Here is a 19,890-nt window from a genome sequence, read left to right as displayed (position 1 = left end):
GCCATCATGCGTACCGATCGCGATGCGATGGAGTACGACGTCGTGATCGTCGGCGGCGGCCCTGCGGGGCTGACCGCGGCGATCCGCGTCAAGCAGCAGGCGGCGGCCGCCGGCCGTGAGCTGTCGGTCTGCCTGCTCGAGAAGGGCTCGGAAATCGGCGCCCACATCCTGTCCGGCGCCGTCATCGAAACCCGCGCCCTGGCCGAGTTGTTCCCCGACTGGCAGGAACGCGGCGCGCCGCTCAACACGCCGGCCGGCGAGGACCGTTTCCTGTTCCTCACCGAAGGTGGTTCGTTCAAGCTGCCGACGCCGCCGCAGATGGCCAACCACGGCAACTACATCGTCAGCCTGGGCAACTTCTGCCGCTGGCTGGGCGAGCAGGCGGAAGCGCTCGGCGTCGAGATCTACCCCGGCTTCGCCGCCGCGGAAGTCCTCTACCACGAGGACGGCTCGGTCAAGGGCGTCGCCACCGGCGACCTCGGCATCGGCAAGGACGGCCAGCCCGGCCACAACTTCCAGCCGGGCATGGAACTGCACGCAAGGCAGACGATCTTCGCCGAAGGCTGCCGCGGTTCGCTGACCCGCGAACTGTTCGAGCGCTTCAAGCTGCGCGACGGCGCCGATCCGCAGACCTACGGCATCGGCATCAAGGAACTGTGGGAAATCGATCCGGCGAAACACCAGCCGGGGCTGATCGTGCACTCGGTCGGCTGGCCGTTGGCCAACGACACCTACGGCGGTTCCTTCCTCTACCACCTGGAAAACAACCTGGTCGCCGTCGGTTTCGTCGTCGGTCTCGACTACAAGAATCCCTGGCTGTCGCCGTTCGAGGAATTCCAGCGCTACAAGACACACCCGGCGATCCGCGGCTTCTTCGAAGGCGGCCGGCGCATTTCCTACGGCGCCCGCGCGTTGTCGGAAGGCGGCTTCCAGTCGCTGCCCAAGCTGACTTTCCCCGGTGGCCTGCTGGTCGGCGATACCGCCGGCTTCCTCAACGTGCCGAAGATCAAGGGCACGCACATGGCGATGCAGTCGGCGATGCTTGCCGCCGATGCCGTCGTCGCGCTGCTGGCCGACGCCGAAGGTGGCCGGGAAGCCCAGGCCTACCCGCTGGCACTGCGCGACAACTGGCTGTGGGACGAACTGCACCGGGTGCGCAACGTGCGCCCGGCGTTCAAGTGGGGGCTGTGGGGCGGACTTGCCTACGGTGCGCTCGACACCTTCCTGTTCCGCGGCAAGGCGCCGTGGACCATGGCGCATCACGACGACCACTCGCAGTTGGGTGAAAAGACCGCCTACGCGAAGATCGACTATCCGAAGCCGGACGGCAAGCTGACCTTCGACCGCCTGTCGTCGGTCTTCCTGTCGGCGACCAACCACGAGGAAAATCAGCCCAGCCACCTGCGGCTGAAGGACGCGATGGTGCCGGTGTCGATCAACTACGCGAAGTACGGCGCGCCGGAAACGCGTTACTGCCCGGCCGGCGTCTATGAAATCCTCGGTGAGGACGAAGGCGCGCCGCGCTTGCAGATCAACGCCCAGAACTGTCTGCACTGCAAGACCTGCGACATCAAGGACCCGACCCAGAACATCGTGTGGACGGTACCGGAAGGCGGTGGCGGGCCGAACTATCCGAACATGTGATCAGAGCAACTCTGCGTTGGAGATTTGAGGGAGAACAGCAAACGACCTCTGTCTTCATACTTTTCCGGGGCCGTAAGGCCCCGTTTTTTTTAATCTTTTTTACAAAATAAGCTCAAATCATGGTGGGCAGGAGTTAACATGTCCAGCCTCTTCCCGCAATGGCTTTACCGACTGTTCTACCCATGCGCATGTTGAATAACAGCAATCCGCTGAGGGTTCCCGGTTTGCTCGGCAAACTGGGGGTGATGACCTCGATCCGCGATACCGAGTTGCTCGAGCAAAGTCTGCTGCGCACGCTGGGGCCCTTGCTCGGTGTCCTCGATACCTCTCTCTACCGGCTCGACGAAGCGCAGTTGCTGGTCCGCGTCATCCATTACCACCGTTCTAAGGTCGTCGATGGCGATGGTGTTGCCCGCATGCTCGAACGGATCGAGGAAATCGTCCAGCTTTCCGACGTGGCGCCGGAAGTCCTCGCCCTGACCGACAATGTCCGCTTGCTCGGCAAGCCCTGCACCCGGGTGCTCGAAGGCGGCATGCTGATCGCCTACCCCCTGCTCGGTGCCGGCGAGGTCTGCGGCTATTTCGTCTTCCGCCGCGATCACGAGGTGTCGGCCAACGAGGATGCAACGATCCGCGGTGTCCTCGAAGTCTTCTCCAACTACTACGCGCTACTCGATGTCAGCCAGCGCGACCGCCTGACCGGGCTGTTCAATCGCCAGGCGCTGGAAAACAATTTCGAACGCATCTGGTCGGCGATGGCGCAGCCCGAGACCTTCCTCGAGCGCCAGGACGGCCGCCGCCACCAGGGGCAGGGCAAGTACTGGCTGGCGGTGATCGACATCGATCATTTCAAGCGGATCAACGATTCCTTCGGCCACATGGTCGGCGACGAGATCCTGCTTCTCGTCTCGCGCCTGATGCAGAACACCTTCCGTTCCTCGGACTTGCTCTACCGCTACGGCGGCGAGGAGTTCGTCGCCATCGTCGCCGCCGAGAACGAGGCGATCGCCCGCAACGTCTTCGAGCGCGTGCGGCTGGCGATCGAGGCGCACAGCTTTCCGCGCATCGACCGTCTGTCGGTCAGCATCGGCTACGCCGAAGTCGATCCGGAAATCCTGCCGGTGGAAGTTCTCAGCCGGGCCGACCGCAGCCTCTACCAGGCCAAGCAGGACGGCCGCAACCGCGTCTACGATTTCCAGGAACTGGTCGCCAGCGGCATTTTTCCCAGCCCCAGCTACGGCGACGCCGAACTGTTCTAAGCCGGTGCCGCCGCCTTGATCGGCAGCCAGATACGGAAGCGGCTGCCCTTGCCCGGCTCGCTGTCGACGTCGATGTAGCCGCGGTGCTTCTTGACGATGATGTCGTAGGAAATCGACAGTCCGAGACCGGTTCCCTTGCCGACCGGCTTGGTCGTGAAGAAGGGCTCGAAGATGCGCTGGCGTACCGCGTCGCTCATGCCGCGCCCGGTATCCTCGACCTCGAACCACACCCGTTCGCCGGCGACACCGGAGCGGACGGTGATCCTGCCATGTTCCTGAATCGCCTGTGCGGCGTTGACCAGCAGGTTCATGAAGACCTGGTTGATCTGCGCCGGGACGCAATCGACTTCCGGTATCTCGCCCAGTTCGAGAATGACGTCGGCCTTGTACTTCAGCTCGTTGCGCACGACGTTGAGCGTGCTCTGCATCGCCGCGTTGAGGTCGGCATGCTGGCGTTCGGTCTGGTCGACGCGGGAGAAGTCCTTGAGATCCTGGACGATGCGCGTCACCCGGCCGAGACCTTCCTGCGATTCGGCGAGCAGCGCCGGCAGATCATCGCGCAGGAAATCGAGGTCGGCGGCACGCCGCGCCGCGCCGATGGCCTCGGCGTTGCCGCCTTCGTAGGCGGCGATGACGGAGAGTAGCTGTTCGACGTAATGTTTGAGCGAACTCAGGTTGGAATTGACGAAGCCGATCGGGTTGTTGATTTCGTGGGCGACGCCGGCGGCCAGCTGGCCGATCGCCGCCATCTTCTCGGACTGCAGCAACTGCTGCTGTGCTTCCTCGACCTTGTGCAGCAGCGCGGTCAGCTCGGCTTGCTCGCGTTCCAGTTGTCGGTTGGCCTGTTCGAGGGCGCCGGTCCTTTCGGCGACCAGGGCTTCCAGTTGTTCCTGATGTTTGAGGAGCTGTTCTTCCGCGTGGTGCCGTTCGCTGACGTCCTGCAGGGTCTCGATGGCGCCGACGACAGCGCCGTCGGCATTGCGGATCGGCGCGGCGGTGAAGAACAGCCAGCGGCCGCCGTCGCCGAGATGGGGAAAGAAACTTTCGGCCTCGAAGGCGTCCGGGACCGTCGGCGAGCGGCGGAAGATATTGTGGTAATAGCTGTCGATGCGCTCTTCCAGGCTGCCATCGACGATCAGGTCGGCCATGATCGGCCGCGCTTCCGGATAGAAGGCCTTCCACTGCTCGCTGCTGCCGACCATCTGTTCCGCCGGCAGGCCGCAGATTGCCGCGCAGGCCTTGTTCCAGTGGGTGATTTTGTGCTCGGCGTCGATCACCAGTGTCGGCACTGGATCGCCGTCGATGATCTGCGACAGGAAGTGTTGCAGGTGGCGGCGGGCCTCGCTGGAGCGCCGATGTTCGGATTCGAGCAGTTTGCGGTTGCTTTCGCGCAGCGCGTCGGTACGCTCGGCCACCTTGGCTTCCAGGCTCCGGTTGGCCTCGTCCAGGGCATCGTTGCGTTCGCTGATGATGCGGAACAGCGCCGCCATCGCGTCGAGCATGCTGGAAGTCGCCGGGTCGGGGACGTGCGCGTCCTCGGCGGCATAGGCGGCAGCGGCGCTGCTGCCGGCGCGGATGGCGTTGATCTGGCGAGCCATCGACTGATCCATGCCGAGGATGTGCTGAGCCAGCCAGGCGGTGAGGTAATTGACCAGATTGGGCAGGGTGATGCTGCCGGCCGGCATGCTCTTCAGCTTGATCACCTGGTCGGCGAAACCCGTGTGCACGGCGGTGTGCTTGGCGATGAAGCGGGGATCGCAGCCGCATTCGGCCATCAGCGCCTCTTCGTTGGCGAAATGCAGGGCGGCATAGGCAACTAGCTGATCGAGGATGGTGGCAATGGTCGCCGTGTTGGCGTATTTCGATTGCGATTCGATGATCTGGTTGATCAGGCGGACCAGTTCCCGGTGCTCGGCGTCGACGCTTGGCTCGCCGGTGGTGAAGCGCTGGTCCCAGACAAAGGCGTCCATGGTCAATCCTCCCCGGCCTGCGGCCCGAGGACGCGCAGGATTTCTTCGAAAGTGGTGATGCCGGCGGCGACCCGCTCGGCGGCGTGGTGGGCGATGCTGCGCAGGCCCTGGTGGCGGACCAGGCGGCGGATTTCCAGGATGCTGGCGCTGCTGCCGATGCGGTCGCGCAACTCGTCGTTGAGCGTCAGTACCTCGTAGATGCCGACCCGTCCCTTGTAGCCGCTGCCGTGGCATTCGCCGCAACCCGCGCCGCGGCGGGTCTCGCGGATGTCGGCGAAGGCACCGCCGAGGCGAGCGCGCAGCAGCGGGTCGGCGGCGCCGACTTTGCTGCACTTCGGGCAGACGCGGCGCACCAGGCGCTGGGCGATGATGCCTTCGAGGGCGGTGGCGATCACGTAGGGCTTGAGCCCGAGGTCGAACAGGCGGGCGATGGTGGCGATCGCCGAGTTGGTGTGCAGCGTCGAATAGACGAGGTGGCCGGTCAGCGCGGCATGGAAGGCGACCTCGGCGGTCTCGAAATCGCGGATTTCGCCGAGCAGGATGACGTCCGGGTCCTGGCGGAGCAGGGCGCGCAGCACCATCGGGAAGGTCAGGCCGATCTTCTCCCGGATCAGCACCTGGCCGGCCATGTCGAGGTAGTACTCGACCGGGTCCTCGATCGTCACGTAGTTCTTGCCCGGCGTCGCGTCGTGCTGCAGCAGCGAGTAGAGCGTCGTCGTCTTGCCGCTGCCGGTGGGGCCGGTGGCGAGGATGATGCCCTGCGGTCGGGCCACCATGTCGGCGACCCGCGGCAGATCGACGGCGGAAAAGCCGAGGTGTTCCAGCGAGTGCACGGCGGCGTTGCGGTCGAGGATGCGCATCACCACCTTCTCGCCGTTGATCGTCGGTAGCGTCGAGATGCGCAGGTCGACGAGGCGCAGCGGCGTCTTCACCGTGATCCGTCCGTCCTGCGGCCGCCGGCGCTCGGAAATGTCGAGCTCGGCCATGATCTTCAGGCGCGACACCAGCGACTGGTGCAGCTGGTGGGGAATGCTGATCTTGTCGGCCAGCACCCCGTCGATCCGGTAGCGGACGACGACGCTCTTGGTGCGCGGCTGGATGTGGATGTCCGAACTGCCGAGACGGATCGCTTCGAGGATGATCGCATTGGCCAGCCGGATCGCCGGTGGCGCCGTCGTTTCCTGCAGCAACTCCTCGAGGCTGGCCTGCGCGTCGTCGTCGATGACGATCTCGATGCCCTCGTAGGGGTCGCTGGTGCTGATCAGCGTTTCCAGTTCCCGGAAATCGCTGGTGTCGGTGCCGTAAAGTTCCTCGATCTTGCGCTTGATCGCCGCGATGTCGGCGGTGACGACGTCGATGTCGAGGCCGGCGGCAAAACGCACCTCGTCGATCAGCCCCTCGTCGAGCGGATCGGCCATCGCCAGCAGCAGGCGGCGGCCCTGCAGCTTGAGCGGCACCACCAGTTGGCGGGCGCAGAAGCTGTGCGGGATCAGTTCGGTCAGTGCGCTGTCGACCTGGAATTCCGGCAACTGGACTTCGTCGATCAGCATTTCGCGGCGCAGCAACTCGCGGATGCGCCGTTCCGGCACCCAGTCCTTTTCCAGCAACAGGACGATCAACGCCTCCTTGCGCCTTTCCTGGAGCTGGCTGAGCTCCTGCAACTGGGCGGCGCTCAGCAACTGGTGCTTGTGCAGCATGATGCCCAGCCGGCTGCGGTGCGACGCCGCCAGCCGCGACAGAGCGGAGATTTCCTTCTGCTTCTTCTCGTTGTCCGCCTTCAGCACCCGGTTGCGGCTGATCAGGTCGTGCTGTTCGAGGGCCAGGGCGACGGTGATGCGCAGGTCGTCGTCGTTCCACGGCTTGAGGATGAACTTGTAGACCGCGCCGTCGTTGATCGCCCCCATCACCGCGTCGGTGTTGGCGTGGCCGGTGAGCATGATGCGGATGGTGTCGGGCGACTTCTCCTTGACCTCGCGCAGGAAGCGCGCGCCGTCCATGCCGGGCATCAGGAAGTCGCTGATCACCAGGTGGAAGCTGCCTTCGGCGAGGCGCTGCAGGCCTTCCTCGCCGCTGCTGGCGCTGATCACCTCGTAGTTTTCCTGGCGGAAGACGCGGACCAGCGCGCGCAGGATGCCCGGCTCGTCGTCGACCAGGAGCAGCCGGTAACGGGGGGGCGTCAGATGCGTGGCCGGGGCCTGGGCGACCGTCTGCTTGCCGGTGAACAGGTTGCTGTAGTCAGTCATCCGGGATCGGGAAGCTGAGGGTGACGGTGGTACCGGCGTCCACGGCGCTGTCGAGCGTGATCTTGCCGCCGTGGGCGACGACGATGCTGCGTGCGGTGGCCAGCCCGAGACCGACGCCATGGCCGACGTCGCGCGTCGTGTAGAAGGGTTCGAAGGCGTGGGCGAGTTGTTCCGGGCGCATGCCGATGCCGTTGTCGCGGATGCGCACGGTCAGCCGTCCGGCTTCGGCGGCGGAAGAGAGGATGATCGTGCCCGGCCGGCCGCTATCGATGATGGCCTGGAGGGCGTTGTGCAGAATGTTGTAGAAGGCCTGCTTGAGATGGCCGGGCAGGCAGACGATGGGCGGCAAGGGCAGCAGGTCGAGGCGCAGGCCGATGCCGGCCGGCAATTGGGCCTCGATCACGGCGGCGGCTTCGCGCAGGCAGGTGTTGAGGTCGGCGTAGGCTTCGCTGCTGCGGTCGACGTTGGAAAAGGCCTTGAGGTCGGCGACGATGTGGGCGATGCGTTCGAGTCCGGCGAGCGTTTCATCGAGCAGTTCGTCGCCGTCGGCGAGCAGGAAATCGAGGTCGAGCGCCTGCCAGGCGGCGCGGGCGTGGTCGAGATCGTCGCGCAGGGCGGCGAATTTCTGCAAATAGCCGCGGAAGCTGCCCAGGTTGCTGCGCGCGAAGCCCAGCGGGTTGTTGATTTCGTGTGCCATGCCGGCCGCCAGTTGGCCAATCGAGGCGAGCCTTTCCGCTGCGTAGAGCATCTGCTGGCGCTCTTCCAGTTCGGCAAGCTGGGTCTTGACCCGGGCGTCGAGCTCGCTCGCCAGTTGGCGGTAGCGGGCTTCCGATTCGGCGAGGCGCGCATGTTCGCGCTTCAGGCTGGCGAAATCCTCGGCCACCACTTCGAGATGCAGCGCCGACGCCATCCGGTAGCGGATACGGGTGCGCAGCAGGTCGTGCAGCAGCTCGCCGGCCGCCGTCAGGGCATCGGCGCTGGCGCTGGCGCTGCACAGGGTGGCGACGGGGTCGAGTTCGATCACCACCGCTTGCCGGCGGGCGCCTGGGCTGGCCGTGCCCCAGACGATGCGGCCGCTGCCGTCGGCCAGCGCCAGATCGCCGCCGAGCAGGCGGGCGAGGGCGGCGGCCAGTTCGGGTAGTTCGTGGCTGTCGATCAGCTCGCCGAGCTGCCAGTCATGGTCGAAATGCGCCCCGCTCATGGCGTCCCCATCAATCCGGCGACGAAGGCGGCCTCGTTCAGGCCATGTTCGCGGCTCAGGCCGCAGGCCTCGTCCTGGCGCCGGTAGAGGGCGCCGAGCAGGCTGGCGAAGGTCTCGCGTACGCCTTCGCCATGCAGCGCCGAGGCGAAATGCAGCGGCCACGGCGCCGACTGCCAGCGCTCGCGGATTTCCGTCTGCGGGATGGCGCTCGGCAGGTCGCTCTTGTTGAACTGGACGACCAGCGGCAGGCGCTCGAGGTCGATGCCGACGCGCGCACAGTTCTCGCTCAGGCTGCGGAAGGCTTCGGCATTGTTGGTTTCCTGGTTGCGCTGGAGATCGGCGACGAAGACGACGCCGTCGGCGCGCGACAGCACCGCCTTGCGGGTGCCGTCGTGGGCGACCTGGCCGGGTACGGTGAATAAGCGGCAGCGGATCGACAGCCCGGAGGGCGCGTGGAAACCGAGCGGCAGCAGGTCGAAGAACAGGGTGCGGTCGTCCTGCGTCTCCATGCTCATCATTTCGCCCTTCTGCTCGGGGGCCAGTTGTTCGTGCAGCGCCAGCAGGTTGGTCGTCTTGCCGCTCTGCGCCGGTCCGTAATAGACCAGCTTGAAGCTCAGGCGCTTGCCGTCCTGGTCAGGCATTTCAGTCGGCCCCTGCCTCGTCGAGCAGCACCGAGCCGTCCGGTCCCCAGTTGACCTTGGTGATGCCGGGTTCCAGGCGTTCCAGACGTTCCGCCTCGACCTGTTCCGGCGTCTTGTCGCCCATCTCGACGCGCACCAGGTCGGCGAGCTGGCGGTTTTCCAGCAGCAGCTCACGGTGCGCCAGCGCCTGGCCGATCGCCGACATCAGGTCGTAATCGTTCCACGGCTTGCCGATGAAGCGGTCGATGCCGACTTCGTTGACCGCCCGCACCAGGGCGTTGAGGTCGGCGTAGCCGGAGAGGATCAGGCGCGCCGCGTCGGGTTGCACGGCCTTGGCGTGCTTGAGGAACTCGATGCCGTCCATTTCCGGCATCCGGTAATCGCTGATGAAGAGGTCGAATTCTTCATGGCGGGCAAGTTCCAGGGCGTGCAGCGGCGAGGTCGCGGTGTGCACCTCGAGCGTGAAGCGGCGGTTGCCGTAGGTGCAGGGAGCGACCCGCAACAGGCGTTGCAGCGCCTTGAGGATCGATGCTTCGTCGTCGACGATCAGGATGCGGCTCATTTTTCCTCCTGGCGGATATAGACAGTGAGATTTTGCTGCTCGACCTGTTCCAGACGGATCAACTGGCCGATGATGTCGCTGTTGAGCACGCTGCCGGCGGCGAGCAGCAGGTAACCGTCGCGGTGCATCAGGTCGCGGCTGACCGTCATGCCGGGTTTCAGGTGCATGGTGCGCAGCGGGATTTCCTGCGGGCCGCCCTTGACGGTTTCGGCGACCAGCCTGACCAGCGCGTCGACCACTGCCGGGTCGTAGCGCTTGCCGCGATTCTCGATCAGGAAGTCGAGTGCCTCGGCCGGTTTCAGCGGGCGCTGCACCAGGGTGCCGACCTGCAGCGCGTCGTAATCGTTGGCGACGGCGAGGATGCGGGCACCCTGCGGAATCGCCATGGCGGCGAGATGGTCCGGGTAGCCGCTGCCGTCGTAGGACTCGTGGTGGTGGCGGACGAGCACCGCGGCTTCCTTGAAGCGTTCGATGCCGAGCAGGATGTTCTGGCCGACCACCGGGTGTTTCATTACCTGGGCACGGTGCTCGGCACTCAGCATGTTGAACGGGCGGCCGAGCAGTTCGTCGGGTAGGCCGAGCTTGCCGATGTCGTGCAGCAGGCCGGCGAGCAGGATGTTCTGGGCGTCGCTTTCGGCCAGGCCGAGGTGGCGGGCGAGGCTGCGCGCCAGTTCGGCGACGCGCCGGCCGTGGCCGGCCAGTTGCTTGCCGAGCGGGCCGCTGCGCAGTTCGATCAGGCCGGCGAAGACCTGGACACTGGTCATGAAGGATTTCTTCAGTTCGCCATGCGCCTGCTCGACGAAAGTCAGCGCCTGGCTGAGTTCGGCGGTGCGTTCGGCAACCTTCTGTTCGAGGCTGGCGTTGAGGGTTTTCAGGGCTTCGTTCTGGGCCTGGGTGAGTTCGGTCAGACGCCGGTTTTCCTGTTCCAGACGCTGGTGTTCGCAGGCTTCCCGGACGACGGCGAGCATTTCCTTGTCGTCCCAGGGCTTGGCGATGTAGCGGTAGATTTCGCCCTCGTTGATCGCCGAAACGGTGGAGGTGATGTCGGCGTAGCCGGTGAGCAGGATGCGTTTGGTCTGCGGCCAGCGTTCACGGACCTGTTTGAGGAAGGTGGCGCCGTCCATTTCCGGCATCCGCATGTCGGAAATCACCAGATTCACCGCTTCGCCTTCCATGATGGCGAGGCCGGCGGCACCGCCTTCGGCGGTCAGGATGCGGTAACCCTGCGGGCGGAACAGGCGGCGCAAGGCCGACAGGATGCTCGGTTCGTCGTCGACCAGGAGCAGGGTGGGGGCCTGACTGGTTTCGTTCATGGCTGGTCCTCGGGTATGCCGGTGCCGTGCGGGTGGATTGGCAGGATGACGCGAAAGGTACTGCCGCGGCCGGGTTCGCTGGTGACGGCGATGGAGCCGTGGTGGCGCTGGATGATGCCGTAGGCAAGCGAGAGACCGAGGCCGGTACCCTTGCCGACCGGTTTGGTGGTGAAGAAAGGCTCGAAGATGCGGTTGAGGTTCTCCGGGGCGATGCCGCAGCCGGTGTCGCTGATCTCGACGCTGACCCGTGCCTCGTCGAGTTGCCGGGTGCGGATGGTGATCGTGCCCTTGACGGCGATCGCGTGGCCGGCATTGACCAGCAGGTTCATGAATACCTGGTTGAGTTGCGAGATCAGGCAATAGACTGGCGGCAGGTCGCCGTAGTCCTTGACCACCTCGCACTTGTATTTGAGTTCGTTCCAGACGATGTTGAGCGTCGAATCGAGCCCTTCGTGGAGGTCGGCTTCCTGCCATTCCTGCTCGTCGACGCGCGAGAAGGTGCGCAGGTCCTGGACGATCTTGCGCACGCGGGCGAGGCCGTCCTTGGATTCCGCCAACAGCTTGAAGATGTCTTCACGGACGAAATCGAAATCGCGCTCCTCGCGCAGCAACTGCATTTCCTTCTGGTGCGGGTAGTCGTCGCCGCTTTTCGCGGCGTAAGCGTCGATGATTGCCATCAGGTCGCGGATGTAGCCGTCGAGGGTGCCGAGGTTGGAGTGCACGAAGCCGATCGGGTTGTTCAGTTCGTGGGCGACGCCGGCCGCCAGTTGGCCGATCGAGGCCATTTTTTCGGATTGCAGCAACTGGTTGTTGGCTTCCTCCAGGCGCTTGTTGAGAACCCGTTGCTGCGCCAGGGCGTCGGCGATCAACAGTTGCTGCTGCTTGCGTTCGCTGATGTCGGTGATCACACCGTCATAGTACGTCGGCTGATCCTGCGCGTCACGACTGACCTTGGTCCGGTCGACTACCCAGATCACCTCGCCCTGGGCGGTGATCAAGCGGTATTCCTGCTCGTAGGCGTTGAGCCCGGCGGCGGTGTGGCGGGCGACTTCGTCGCAGACCCGAGCGAGATCGTCGGGGTGGATGATGCTCGAGAAGGAGGGGGTGCCGGACTGCAACTGCTCCTGGGTATAGCCCCACTGGCGGACGTTTTCGGAAACGAAGACGACCGGCCAGCCAGTGGTCGCCGCCCAGCGGAAACAAACCACCGGGCTCGCGTTGACCACCTGCATGGCCAGGCGCAAGGCCCGGTCCGCCCGCAGGCGACGGACGATGCGCCAGGTTTCGTTGGCGATCAACTGCACCGTCTCGCTGTCGTAAGCCGCGTAGTCGCTTTCCCGGTTGCCGACGCCGGCGAGCATGCGGACGACACCATTTTCGACCACCGGCACGCTGAGCAGGCGAGTCAGTTGCGAATGGCCTTCCGGCAGGCCGCGCTTGTTTTCGGCGGCGGCGTAATCGTTGACCATCACCGCCTGTCCGGTGCGGGCGGCGTCGGCCCAGATGCCTGCCTGGCTGATCGGGTAGTGGCGATCGGCGACTGCCGTGCAGTAGTGCTCGACCGTTTTGCGGGTCCAGATCGCCAGTTCGATGTTTTCGCCGTCGTCGTTAACGAAATGCATGAAGCCGATCCGGCTGCCGGTCAGCGCCTCGGCTCGCTCCAGCGCGTAGCGCATGAATTCCCGCTCGTCGAGGAGTTCGGCCTGGCGCGGCAGTTCGATCAGGACCAGCGAACGGTTCACCTGGTTGGCGAACTGCGTTTCCGCGACCTGGCGTTGGGTGATGTCCTCGATCATCATGAACAGCGAGTCGAGTTCGCCGCTGTCGCCACGGATCGCCTGCATCCCGAGATTGACGAAGACGATGCTGCCGTCACGGCGCAGGCAGCGCACTTCGAGCGTGCCGGTAGCGCGTTCGCCGTGGCGGATGGCGTCGAGCAGGCGTTGGGTGACCGGGCGGTCTTCCGGGTGCACGAAGTCGAGCCAGTCGACGGCGGTCAGGTTTGCCACGCTTTGGTCGAGGATCTGGCAAAGGGTCGGGTTGGCGTCGGTCCAGCGCAACGCCGGGGTCGAATTGGCCATGCCGACCAAGGCATTGTCGAAAATCGCCTGGTAACGCCCTTGCTCCGCCCGCAGGCCGGCGATGCGCCAGCGCTGATGGATCAGCAGTCCGCTACCGAGGGCGACGAGCGCCCAAACCAGGAAGGGCAGTTCGCTCATGTCTGGTGGCTGGTGGCGAAGTGCTGGCGTCTTTCCTTGACCAGGCGGAAGGCGTCGCGGATTTCCTCGCGCAGCGCGTCGTCGTCCCAGGGTTTGGTCAGGAACTTGTAGATGGCGCCCTGGTTGATCGCGCTGGTCACGCTGTCGAGGTCGGTGTAGCCGCTGAGGACGATGCGCACGGTGTCCGGGTAGAGCTGGCGGACGCGGGAGAGGAATTCGCTGCCCGACATTTCCGGCATGCGCTGGTCGGAGAGGACGACCTGCACCGGGTGCTTGGCCAGGTGTTCGAAGGCGGCGGACGGGGTTTCAGCAGTCAGGATATGGAAGCCCTCGCGGCGTAGCAGGCGCGACAGGGCGGCCAGGATGTTCGGTTCGTCATCGACGATGAGCAGCGTGTTCTCGCCGACCGACGGTAGATCGGCGATCGGCAGCGTCTGGCGGCCGGTCAGCAGTTGTTCGAATTCGTTGACCGGCAGCGCCGGGGCGAACAGGTAGCCTTGAATCGCGTCGCACCGGCGGCCGCGCAGGAAGCGGGCCTGGGCCTCGGTTTCGACGCCTTCGGCGAGGATCGCCAGGTTCAGGCTACGCGCCATGACGATGGCGGCAGTGGCGATGGCGGCGTTGACCGGGTTTTCGATGATGTCGCAGACGAAGCTCTGGTCGAGCTTGATCTTGTCGAAGGGGAAGCGTGAAACGTAGGACAGCGACGAGTAGCCGGTGCCGAAGTCGTCGAGCGACAGCTTGACGCCGAGCTTCTTCAGGGCGTGGCACATGGCGATCGCCTGGTCGACGTCGTCGATGAAGGCGCTTTCGGTGATTTCAAGTTCCAGCGCGGCGGCCGGCAGACCGCTGTCGCTGAGGGCGTGGCCGACCATACGGGTCAGGTCGGCCTGGCGGAACTGGCGAGCCGACAGGTTGACCGCCAGCCGCAGCGGCGAGCCGATGCCCAGATCGAGCCAGCGCCTGGCCTGGCGGCAGGCGGTTTTCAACACCCATTCGCCGATCGTCACGATCAGGCCGTTGTCTTCGGCGAGCGGGATGAACTCGCCGGGCGAGACCGTACCGAACTGTGGGCTGTGCCAGCGCAGCAAGGCTTCCATGCCGATCAGCCGCCCGCTGTCGAGACTGACCTGGGGCTGGTAGTAAACCGCCAGCTCGCAGTTGTCCAGCGCGCTGCGCAGCGCGCTTTCCAGGGCCAGGCGGCGGGTGGCGTCGGCATCCATCTCCGGCGAATAGAAGCGGAAGACGTTGCTGCCGGCGTGCTTGGCGCGCGACAGTGCGACGTCGGCGGTCTTCATCAGTTCGTCGACAGAGCCGCCGTCGCGCGGGCTGAGGCTGATGCCGATGCAGGCATTGAGCGAGACCGATTGGCCGTTGATCGTGAAGGGCTGGCTGAGAGCGTCGAGCAGGCGCTGGGCGAGAGCGATGATGTCGCTCTCATGCTCCAGGTTGACCATCACGAAACCGAACTCGGCGCCGGACCGGCGGCCGACGGTGTCGCCGTCGCGCACCAGCGTCTTCAGCCGCAGGGCGACTTCCTGCAGCAGCGCGTCGCCGAACAGGGCGCCGAAGCTCTCGTTGATCACCCTGAAGCGGTCGAGGTCGAGCAGCAGGATCGCCGTCTGGCGCGCCATGCGGGTGGCGTTGTGCAGTGCCTGGGCGAGGCGGTCGCTGAGCAGGGTGCGGTTCGGCAGGTCGGTCAGCGGGTCGAAGCTGGACAGGTACTGGATGCGCTCGGCTGCCTCCAGGCGTTCGGAAATGTCGCTGATCAGGCCGACGTAATGGGTGACGCGGCCATGCGGGTCGCGGATCGCGGAAACGCTCAGCCAGGCCGAATAGAGCTCCCCGTTCTTGCGCCGGTTGGTGATTTCACCCTGCCAGCCCCCGCTCTGCTCCAGGCTCTGCCACAAGCTGCGGTAGAAGGTCGGGCCGTGTTTGCCGGAACGCAGGATGGCGGTGGTCTGGCCGATCGCTTCCTCGGCGCTGTAGCCGGTGATGCGGCAGAAAGCTTCGTTGACGCTGAGGATGCGGCTGGCCGGGTCGGCGATGCAGATGCCGTCGTTGATGCCAGTGAAGACGACCGAGGTCAGTTGGCGCTCGATCTCGATTTCCTTGCGCCGGGTAATGTCGGCGATGGTGCCGGCGCTGACCAGCGGCTCGCCATCCGCATCACGATAGAGCGCCTGGCCGCGGCCTTCGACCCAGAGCCAGTGGCCGTCGGCGTGGCGCAGGCGGAATTCGCGGACCTGCGCTTCGCTGCCCTGCGGTGGCGGCTTGCGGATGGCGGCCATGACCAGCCGCCGTTCGTCGGGATGGATCAGCGGCAGCGCGGCGGCTAGCGTACCCGGCGCCTGGTCGACGCCCAGTATGCGGCAGAGGTCGGGATTCCAGTCGAGGCGGTCGTCGTCGTGATGGTATTCCCAGATGCCGAGATCAGAGGCCGACAGGGTCAGTTGCAGGCGGGCGGCGAGGTCCTGGTTTTCCAGCAGGCGGCGCTGCACCTCGATTTCCAGGTTGGCATTGTGGCGGGCCAGGCGGTCGCGTGCCCACTTCAGTTCGAGGTGGTTCTTGACCCGGGCGCGCAAGGTCGAAGCGGTCAGCGGCTTGGTGATGTAATCGACGGCGCCTTCGAGCAGCCCGCTCTGCTCGTCGTTGGGCGAGTTGAGGGCGGTGACGAAGATCACCGGGATCTGGCTGGTGGCGGGGTCGGCACGCAGGCGGGCGAGCACGGCATGGCCGTCCATCCCCGGCATCATGACGTCGAGCAGGATGAGGTCGGGCTGGGGGGGCTCAACGGCGGCACGCAGCGCGGCTTCCCCACTTTCGGCGCAGCGGACCTCAATCTCGAGGTCTTCGAGCATGGCCACGACGATGGCCAGGTTTGCCTTCATGTCATCGACGGCAAGCACTACCGGACGGGGTGTCTTGGCATCGGAGGCAGCAAGGTCAGCCATCGTGTTTCCTCTTACATTTGTTATTGTTGTCATTTTGGCCTGCGCCAGCCGTTCAGGCAAGCGTCAAGCGTTAAAATACCGCAACTCCATTTTTCTGGGCGGATTGTCCAGGCGCCGGCGGCGTTTTCGCCCCGTTTTTTTGTAGGGAACCCGATGCTGAAGAAACTCGACTCCTTTGCCGGCGTGGCCGGTCCGCTCGTCGTCGTCGTCATGGATGGCTACGGTCTGCCGGAAAACCCCGTCGGCAGTGCCATTGCCGAAGCGCGCCAGCCGAATCTCGACCGCCTGTTCGCGAGCAGCCCGCACATCCGTTTGCGCGCGCACGGCACCGCGGTTGGCATGCCGTCCGACGACGACATGGGCAATTCGGAAGTCGGCCACAACGCGATCGGCGCCGGTCAGGTTTATGCGCAAGGGGCGGCGCTGGTCGCCAACGCGATCGCTGAGGGCACGATCTGGGCCGGTCAGGCCTGGCAGGAGATCGTCGGCGCGGCGCGCAGCGGCGTTCTCCATTTCATCGGTCTCTTTTCCGACGGCAACGTGCATAGCCACATCGACCACCTGCGGGCGATGGTCGAGCGGGCCAAGGCGGAAGGGGTGAAGACGGTACGCATCCACGTCCTGCTCGACGGCCGCGACGTGCCGGAGACCAGCGCCCTCGACTACGTCGTGCCGTTCGAGGCCTTCCTCGCCGGCATCAGCGATGCCGGCTTCGACGCCCGCATCGCTTCCGGCGGTGGCCGCCAGAACATCACGATGGACCGCTACGACGCCAACTGGCCGATGGTCGAACGCGGCTGGCGCACCCACGTGCTCGGCGAAGGACCGCAGTTCGCCAGTGCCAGCGCGGCGGTCGAAGCCTTGCGCGCGCAGTATCCCGGCACCATCGACCAGGACCTGCCGCCCTTCGTCATCGCCGCCGACGGCAAGCCGCTCGGCAGCATCGAGGACGGCGACGCCGTCGTCTTCTTCAACTTCCGCGGCGACCGCGCGCTGGAAATCACCCGCGCCTTCGTCGAGGCCGATTTCGACAAGTTCGACCGCGTCCGCCATCCGCGCGTCACTTACGCCGGCATGCTCCAGTACGACGGCGACCTGCACCTGCCCGAGCGCTTCCTGGTGCCGCCGCCGGCGATCCGCGACACTTCCGGCGAATGGTTCAGCAAGGCCGGGATCACCCAGTTCGCCTGTTCCGAGACGCAGAAGTTCGGCCACGTCACCTATTTCTGGAACGGCAACCGCTCCGGCAAGTTCGACGGCGAAACCTATCTCGAAGTGCCGAGCGACGTCGTTCCCTTCGAGCAGCGGCCGTGGATGAAGGCGGCGGAAATCGCCGACGCCATGGTGGCGGCAATCGCCTCCGGCCAGTACAAGGTCCTGCGCTGCAACTTCGCCAACGGCGACATGGTCGGCCACACCGGCAACTTCCGCGCCGCGACGATGGCCGTCGAAGCCGTTGACCTGGCGCTCGGCCGCGTGCTGAAAGCGGTCGAAGCGGCCGGCGGCGTGGCGTTGATCACCGCCGACCACGGCAACGCCGACGAGATGTTCGAACTCGACAAGAAGAGCAAGCAGCCGGCACGCAACGCCGACGGTTCGTTCAAGGCGAAGACCGCGCACACCCTGAACCCGGTGCCGCTGATCCTCTTCAACGCCAGCGGCGATGCCCGCCTCGGCCTGCGCCAGACGGCGGACGCCGGCCTTTCCAACATCGCGGCGACGGTCGCCAACCTGCTCGGTTTCGACAAGCACCCGGCCTGGGACGAGAGCCTGCTGACCCTCGGCGAGTGACGCCGCTCAGCGCGCCGGCGCGAAGTCGGCGCGCGGCAGGCTGAGGACGAAGGCGACGCCGTCGGCGCTATTGCGGGCGACGATGGTGCCGCCCATCTTGGCCATGTAGGTGCGGGCGACGAACAGCCCCTGGCCGCGGTTGCCGGCGGCGCCGGCGTCGGCCTGGTCGGAGACGCCGTACTCGAAGATGCGTTCCAGCATCTCTTCGGCAATGCCCGGCCCGCGGTTGGCGACGCTGACGCTGGCCTGGTGTTCGTCGGCGCTCAGCGTCAGGGTGATCGGCGAGCCAGGCGCGCGGTAGCGTTCGGCGTTGCGCAGCAGATGGGCGAGGACGTCTTCCAGCGCGAATTCGTCGGCGCGCACGAGCACCGGTGCGTCGACGCCGGCGCAGCTCAGGTCGGCGATACCGGCGTTTTCGGCGACGTGCCGCAGGAAGGCGGCGAGGTCGAGGCTGGCGATTTCCAGCTGGCTGCCGGCGAAGGCCTCGCTCGGGCTGGCGCTGCCGTAGAGCACGCGCACCGCCTGCTGCATGCGGCTGATGTAGCGATGGCTGGGGTCGGCCGGGTCGCCGTGCAGCGCCAGCAGGCTCTGCAGCGGCGACATGATCTCGTGGCCGACGGCGTGCCACATGTCCTTTTCCTGCGCGGCGCGGATGCGCTCGCGCCCGGCGTCCTCGCGCACCCGGCGCAGCAGGTCGTCGAGGCCGCTGGCGAGCAGGCCGAGTTCGTCGCGGCCGCGCAGGTCGGCCAGTTCGTAGCGCTCCAGCCCGCCGTCGGCCTGCACCGAGCGCGACAGGCCGCGGGTGCGCCGGGTCAGCCGGGCGATGCGGCGGATCAGCCCGGCCTCGATGACCAGCCAGGCGACCGCGATGGCGCCGAGCATGGCGCTGAAGAACCAGGACAGCCGGGTGGCGACCGCCGACAGCCGCTGGTCCACGCTGCGCGCGTCGCCGACCAGGCGCAGCCGGTAACTGCCCAGCCCGGTGACGATTTCGTCCTCCAGTTCGACCACCGGGGTGTCCAGAGTGTCGACCGGCAGGTGGCGGATCAGCCGGGTCAGTAGCGGCGACGACGTCTCGCCGGCCTCGTCGCGGCCGGCCAGGCGCGCTACCGGGAATTCGCGCTCGTCCTGCAGGCGGGCCAGGGTCAGGGTTTCGCCCGGCTGCAGCAGGCGGGCCATGGCGTCGAGCGCGAAGGGCGGCGGTTCGACGCCGGGGCGGTCGCTGGCGAAGCGTGGCGGGCCGTCGCCGGGCGGCAGCACTTCGACCTGCACCCGGTACTGATCGAGGTCGGCCGGCGGCCAGGCCGGTTTTCCCGGCTGCAGGATCGCCGCGCGCAGGCTTTCGATCGGCAGGCGCAGCGAGAAGAAGGCTTTGCGTCGGCAGTTTTCGGGGTCGTCCGCCGCTTCCAGGCAGCGGCCGCGCTGCCAGACCCAGCCGCGGAATTCGCGCTGCGGGCGGGCGCCGGTGTAATCGCGGCCTGGCCGTTCGAGATAGCCGGTGAAGCGGCCGCGGACGCCTTCATCGGCCCCCGCCGGGGCACCGTTCACCGTTTCGAAGGGGGCGATCCAGCGCCAGCTTTGCTCGCCGAGGCGGACCGTGACACGCAGCCGGTGCGCGCCGTCGAGGAATTCGTCGCCGATGCGGTGGGCGAGCAGCGGCTCGCTGGCGAAGGTGCCGGCAACGTAGATGAAACCACCGGCCCAGGGGTTGTTGCCGATGGCGACGCAGAGGCTGCCATGATCGGGATACTGGATCAGGCAGTTGGCCATCTCGATGGCGTTCCTGACCTTGTTCTGGTCGTCGAAATCGATGCCGGAAAAAGGCAGCACCAGCGGCCGCCCGGCCGCCGCCGAAGCGGCGTCCCAGCGCGGGTTGAGCAGCGCCAGCTGGCCGGCCGGGTGATGCAGGCGGGCGACGATCTGCTCCTTGGTCTTCTCCAGGCCGGCCTGGTAGTTGTTGAAGCTGCGCTGCTTTTCCTCCTGCAGCACGCTGACCGTCATCAGCACGACGACCAGCGCCAGGAACAGGAAGGAGGTGCGCAGCAGGATGCGCAGACGGAACGAGGCGAGCCAGCCGAGAAAGGCGCGCATCG

General features: G+C 66.1%; 12 protein-coding genes. 3 read left to right on the top strand and 9 right to left on the bottom strand.

The genetic code is table 11. The annotated features are described in order from the left end of the window. The first annotated feature begins 6 nt into the window (after window positions 1-6). Together ACLIIZ_RS07075 and ACLIIZ_RS07070 are read left to right on the top strand one after the other, a co-directional pair. Window positions 7-1,644, top strand: a complete 1,638-nt coding sequence (locus ACLIIZ_RS07075) for an electron transfer flavoprotein-ubiquinone oxidoreductase (RefSeq protein WP_416691416.1) — start codon at window positions 7-9, stop codon at window positions 1,642-1,644. 182 nt (window positions 1,645-1,826) lie between these two features. Further along, window positions 1,827-2,903 (top strand): GGDEF domain-containing protein, encoded by a 1,077-nt coding sequence (locus ACLIIZ_RS07070; protein WP_416691415.1) that lies wholly within the window; start codon window positions 1,827-1,829, stop codon window positions 2,901-2,903. Here ACLIIZ_RS07070 and ACLIIZ_RS07065 read toward each other — a convergent pair. From ACLIIZ_RS07065 to ACLIIZ_RS07030, 8 genes are read right to left on the bottom strand one after another with little or no spacing between them, the layout of a single operon-like run. Further along, the gene (locus ACLIIZ_RS07065) at window positions 2,900-4,873 is read right to left on the bottom strand and encodes a bacteriohemerythrin (RefSeq protein ID WP_416691414.1); all 1,974 of its coding nucleotides are present in this window, start codon (window positions 4,871-4,873) and stop codon (window positions 2,900-2,902) included. The two genes, ACLIIZ_RS07070 and ACLIIZ_RS07065, sit on opposite strands and share 4 nt — an antisense overlap. Window positions 4,874-4,875: 2 nt before the next feature. Beyond that, on the bottom strand, window positions 4,876-7,116 hold the full coding sequence (locus ACLIIZ_RS07060; protein WP_416691412.1) for an ATPase, T2SS/T4P/T4SS family: 2,241 nt from the start codon (window positions 7,114-7,116) through the stop codon (window positions 4,876-4,878). After that, complete coding sequence (locus tag ACLIIZ_RS07055; protein WP_416691411.1) at window positions 7,109-8,317, bottom strand: sensor histidine kinase; 1,209 nt, start codon at window positions 8,315-8,317, stop codon at window positions 7,109-7,111. Before ACLIIZ_RS07055 ends, ACLIIZ_RS07060 begins: the two co-directional genes overlap by 8 nt. Beyond that, a complete protein-coding gene (locus ACLIIZ_RS07050; protein WP_416691410.1) occupies window positions 8,314-8,958 on the bottom strand; it encodes a GTP-binding protein in 645 nt (214 codons plus the stop codon). The genes ACLIIZ_RS07055 and ACLIIZ_RS07050 overlap by 4 nt, the downstream gene beginning before the upstream one ends. Window position 8,959: 1 nt before the next feature. Further along, the gene (locus tag ACLIIZ_RS07045; protein WP_416691409.1) at window positions 8,960-9,520 is read right to left on the bottom strand and encodes a response regulator; all 561 of its coding nucleotides are present in this window, start codon (window positions 9,518-9,520) and stop codon (window positions 8,960-8,962) included. Beyond that, window positions 9,517-10,833 (bottom strand): response regulator c-di-GMP phosphodiesterase, NosR family, encoded by a 1,317-nt coding sequence (gene nosR / locus ACLIIZ_RS07040; protein ID WP_416691408.1) that lies wholly within the window; start codon window positions 10,831-10,833, stop codon window positions 9,517-9,519. The genes ACLIIZ_RS07045 and nosR overlap by 4 nt, the downstream gene beginning before the upstream one ends. After that, entirely contained in the window at window positions 10,830-13,052 is a 2,223-nt protein-coding gene (locus tag ACLIIZ_RS07035) for a PAS domain-containing protein (protein ID WP_416691407.1), read from the bottom strand. The genes nosR and ACLIIZ_RS07035 overlap by 4 nt, the downstream gene beginning before the upstream one ends. Beyond that, entirely contained in the window at window positions 13,049-16,006 is a 2,958-nt protein-coding gene (locus ACLIIZ_RS07030) for an EAL domain-containing protein (RefSeq protein WP_416691406.1), read from the bottom strand. Before ACLIIZ_RS07030 ends, ACLIIZ_RS07035 begins: the two co-directional genes overlap by 4 nt. A gap of 153 nt (window positions 16,007-16,159) precedes the next feature. Between ACLIIZ_RS07030 and gpmI the strand changes: the two genes are divergently transcribed. Next, entirely contained in the window at window positions 16,160-17,797 is a 1,638-nt protein-coding gene (gene gpmI, locus ACLIIZ_RS07025) for a 2,3-bisphosphoglycerate-independent phosphoglycerate mutase (RefSeq protein WP_416691405.1), read from the top strand. 6 nt (window positions 17,798-17,803) lie between these two features. Here the strand turns inward: gpmI and ACLIIZ_RS07020 are convergent, their stop codons facing one another. Then, complete coding sequence (locus ACLIIZ_RS07020; RefSeq protein WP_416691404.1) at window positions 17,804-19,888, bottom strand: sensor histidine kinase; 2,085 nt, start codon at window positions 19,886-19,888, stop codon at window positions 17,804-17,806. Window positions 19,889-19,890: the final 2 nt, after the last annotated feature.

The organism is Azonexus caeni (assembly GCF_048146105.1).
Classification (GTDB): Bacteria; Pseudomonadota; Gammaproteobacteria; order Burkholderiales; family Rhodocyclaceae; genus Azonexus; species Azonexus aromaticus_B.
The sequence above is the reverse complement of the archived record's forward strand: the minus strand, read 5'-3'. Positions and strand labels throughout refer to the sequence as shown.

What these genes read in the sequence shown, in the direction of transcription:
- ACLIIZ_RS07075 (WP_416691416.1), top strand. Translation starts at nt 7, where the DNA reads ATGCGTACCGATCGCGATGCGATGGAGTACGACGTCGTGATCGTCGGC.
- ACLIIZ_RS07070 (WP_416691415.1), top strand. Translation starts at nt 1,827, where the DNA reads ATGCGCATGTTGAATAACAGCAATCCGCTGAGGGTTCCCGGTTTGCTC.
- ACLIIZ_RS07065 (WP_416691414.1), bottom strand. Translation starts at nt 4,873, where the DNA reads ATGGACGCCTTTGTCTGGGACCAGCGCTTCACCACCGGCGAGCCAAGC.
- ACLIIZ_RS07060 (WP_416691412.1), bottom strand. Translation starts at nt 7,116, where the DNA reads ATGACTGACTACAGCAACCTGTTCACCGGCAAGCAGACGGTCGCCCAG.
- ACLIIZ_RS07055 (WP_416691411.1), bottom strand. Translation starts at nt 8,317, where the DNA reads ATGAGCGGGGCGCATTTCGACCATGACTGGCAGCTCGGCGAGCTGATC.
- ACLIIZ_RS07050 (WP_416691410.1), bottom strand. Translation starts at nt 8,958, where the DNA reads ATGCCTGACCAGGACGGCAAGCGCCTGAGCTTCAAGCTGGTCTATTAC.
- ACLIIZ_RS07045 (WP_416691409.1), bottom strand. Translation starts at nt 9,520, where the DNA reads ATGAGCCGCATCCTGATCGTCGACGACGAAGCATCGATCCTCAAGGCG.
- nosR (WP_416691408.1), bottom strand. Translation starts at nt 10,833, where the DNA reads ATGAACGAAACCAGTCAGGCCCCCACCCTGCTCCTGGTCGACGACGAA.
- ACLIIZ_RS07035 (WP_416691407.1), bottom strand. Translation starts at nt 13,052, where the DNA reads ATGAGCGAACTGCCCTTCCTGGTTTGGGCGCTCGTCGCCCTCGGTAGC.
- ACLIIZ_RS07030 (WP_416691406.1), bottom strand. Translation starts at nt 16,006, where the DNA reads ATGGCTGACCTTGCTGCCTCCGATGCCAAGACACCCCGTCCGGTAGTG.
- gpmI (WP_416691405.1), top strand. Translation starts at nt 16,160, where the DNA reads ATGCTGAAGAAACTCGACTCCTTTGCCGGCGTGGCCGGTCCGCTCGTC.
- ACLIIZ_RS07020 (WP_416691404.1), bottom strand. Translation starts at nt 19,888, where the DNA reads ATGCGCGCCTTTCTCGGCTGGCTCGCCTCGTTCCGTCTGCGCATCCTG.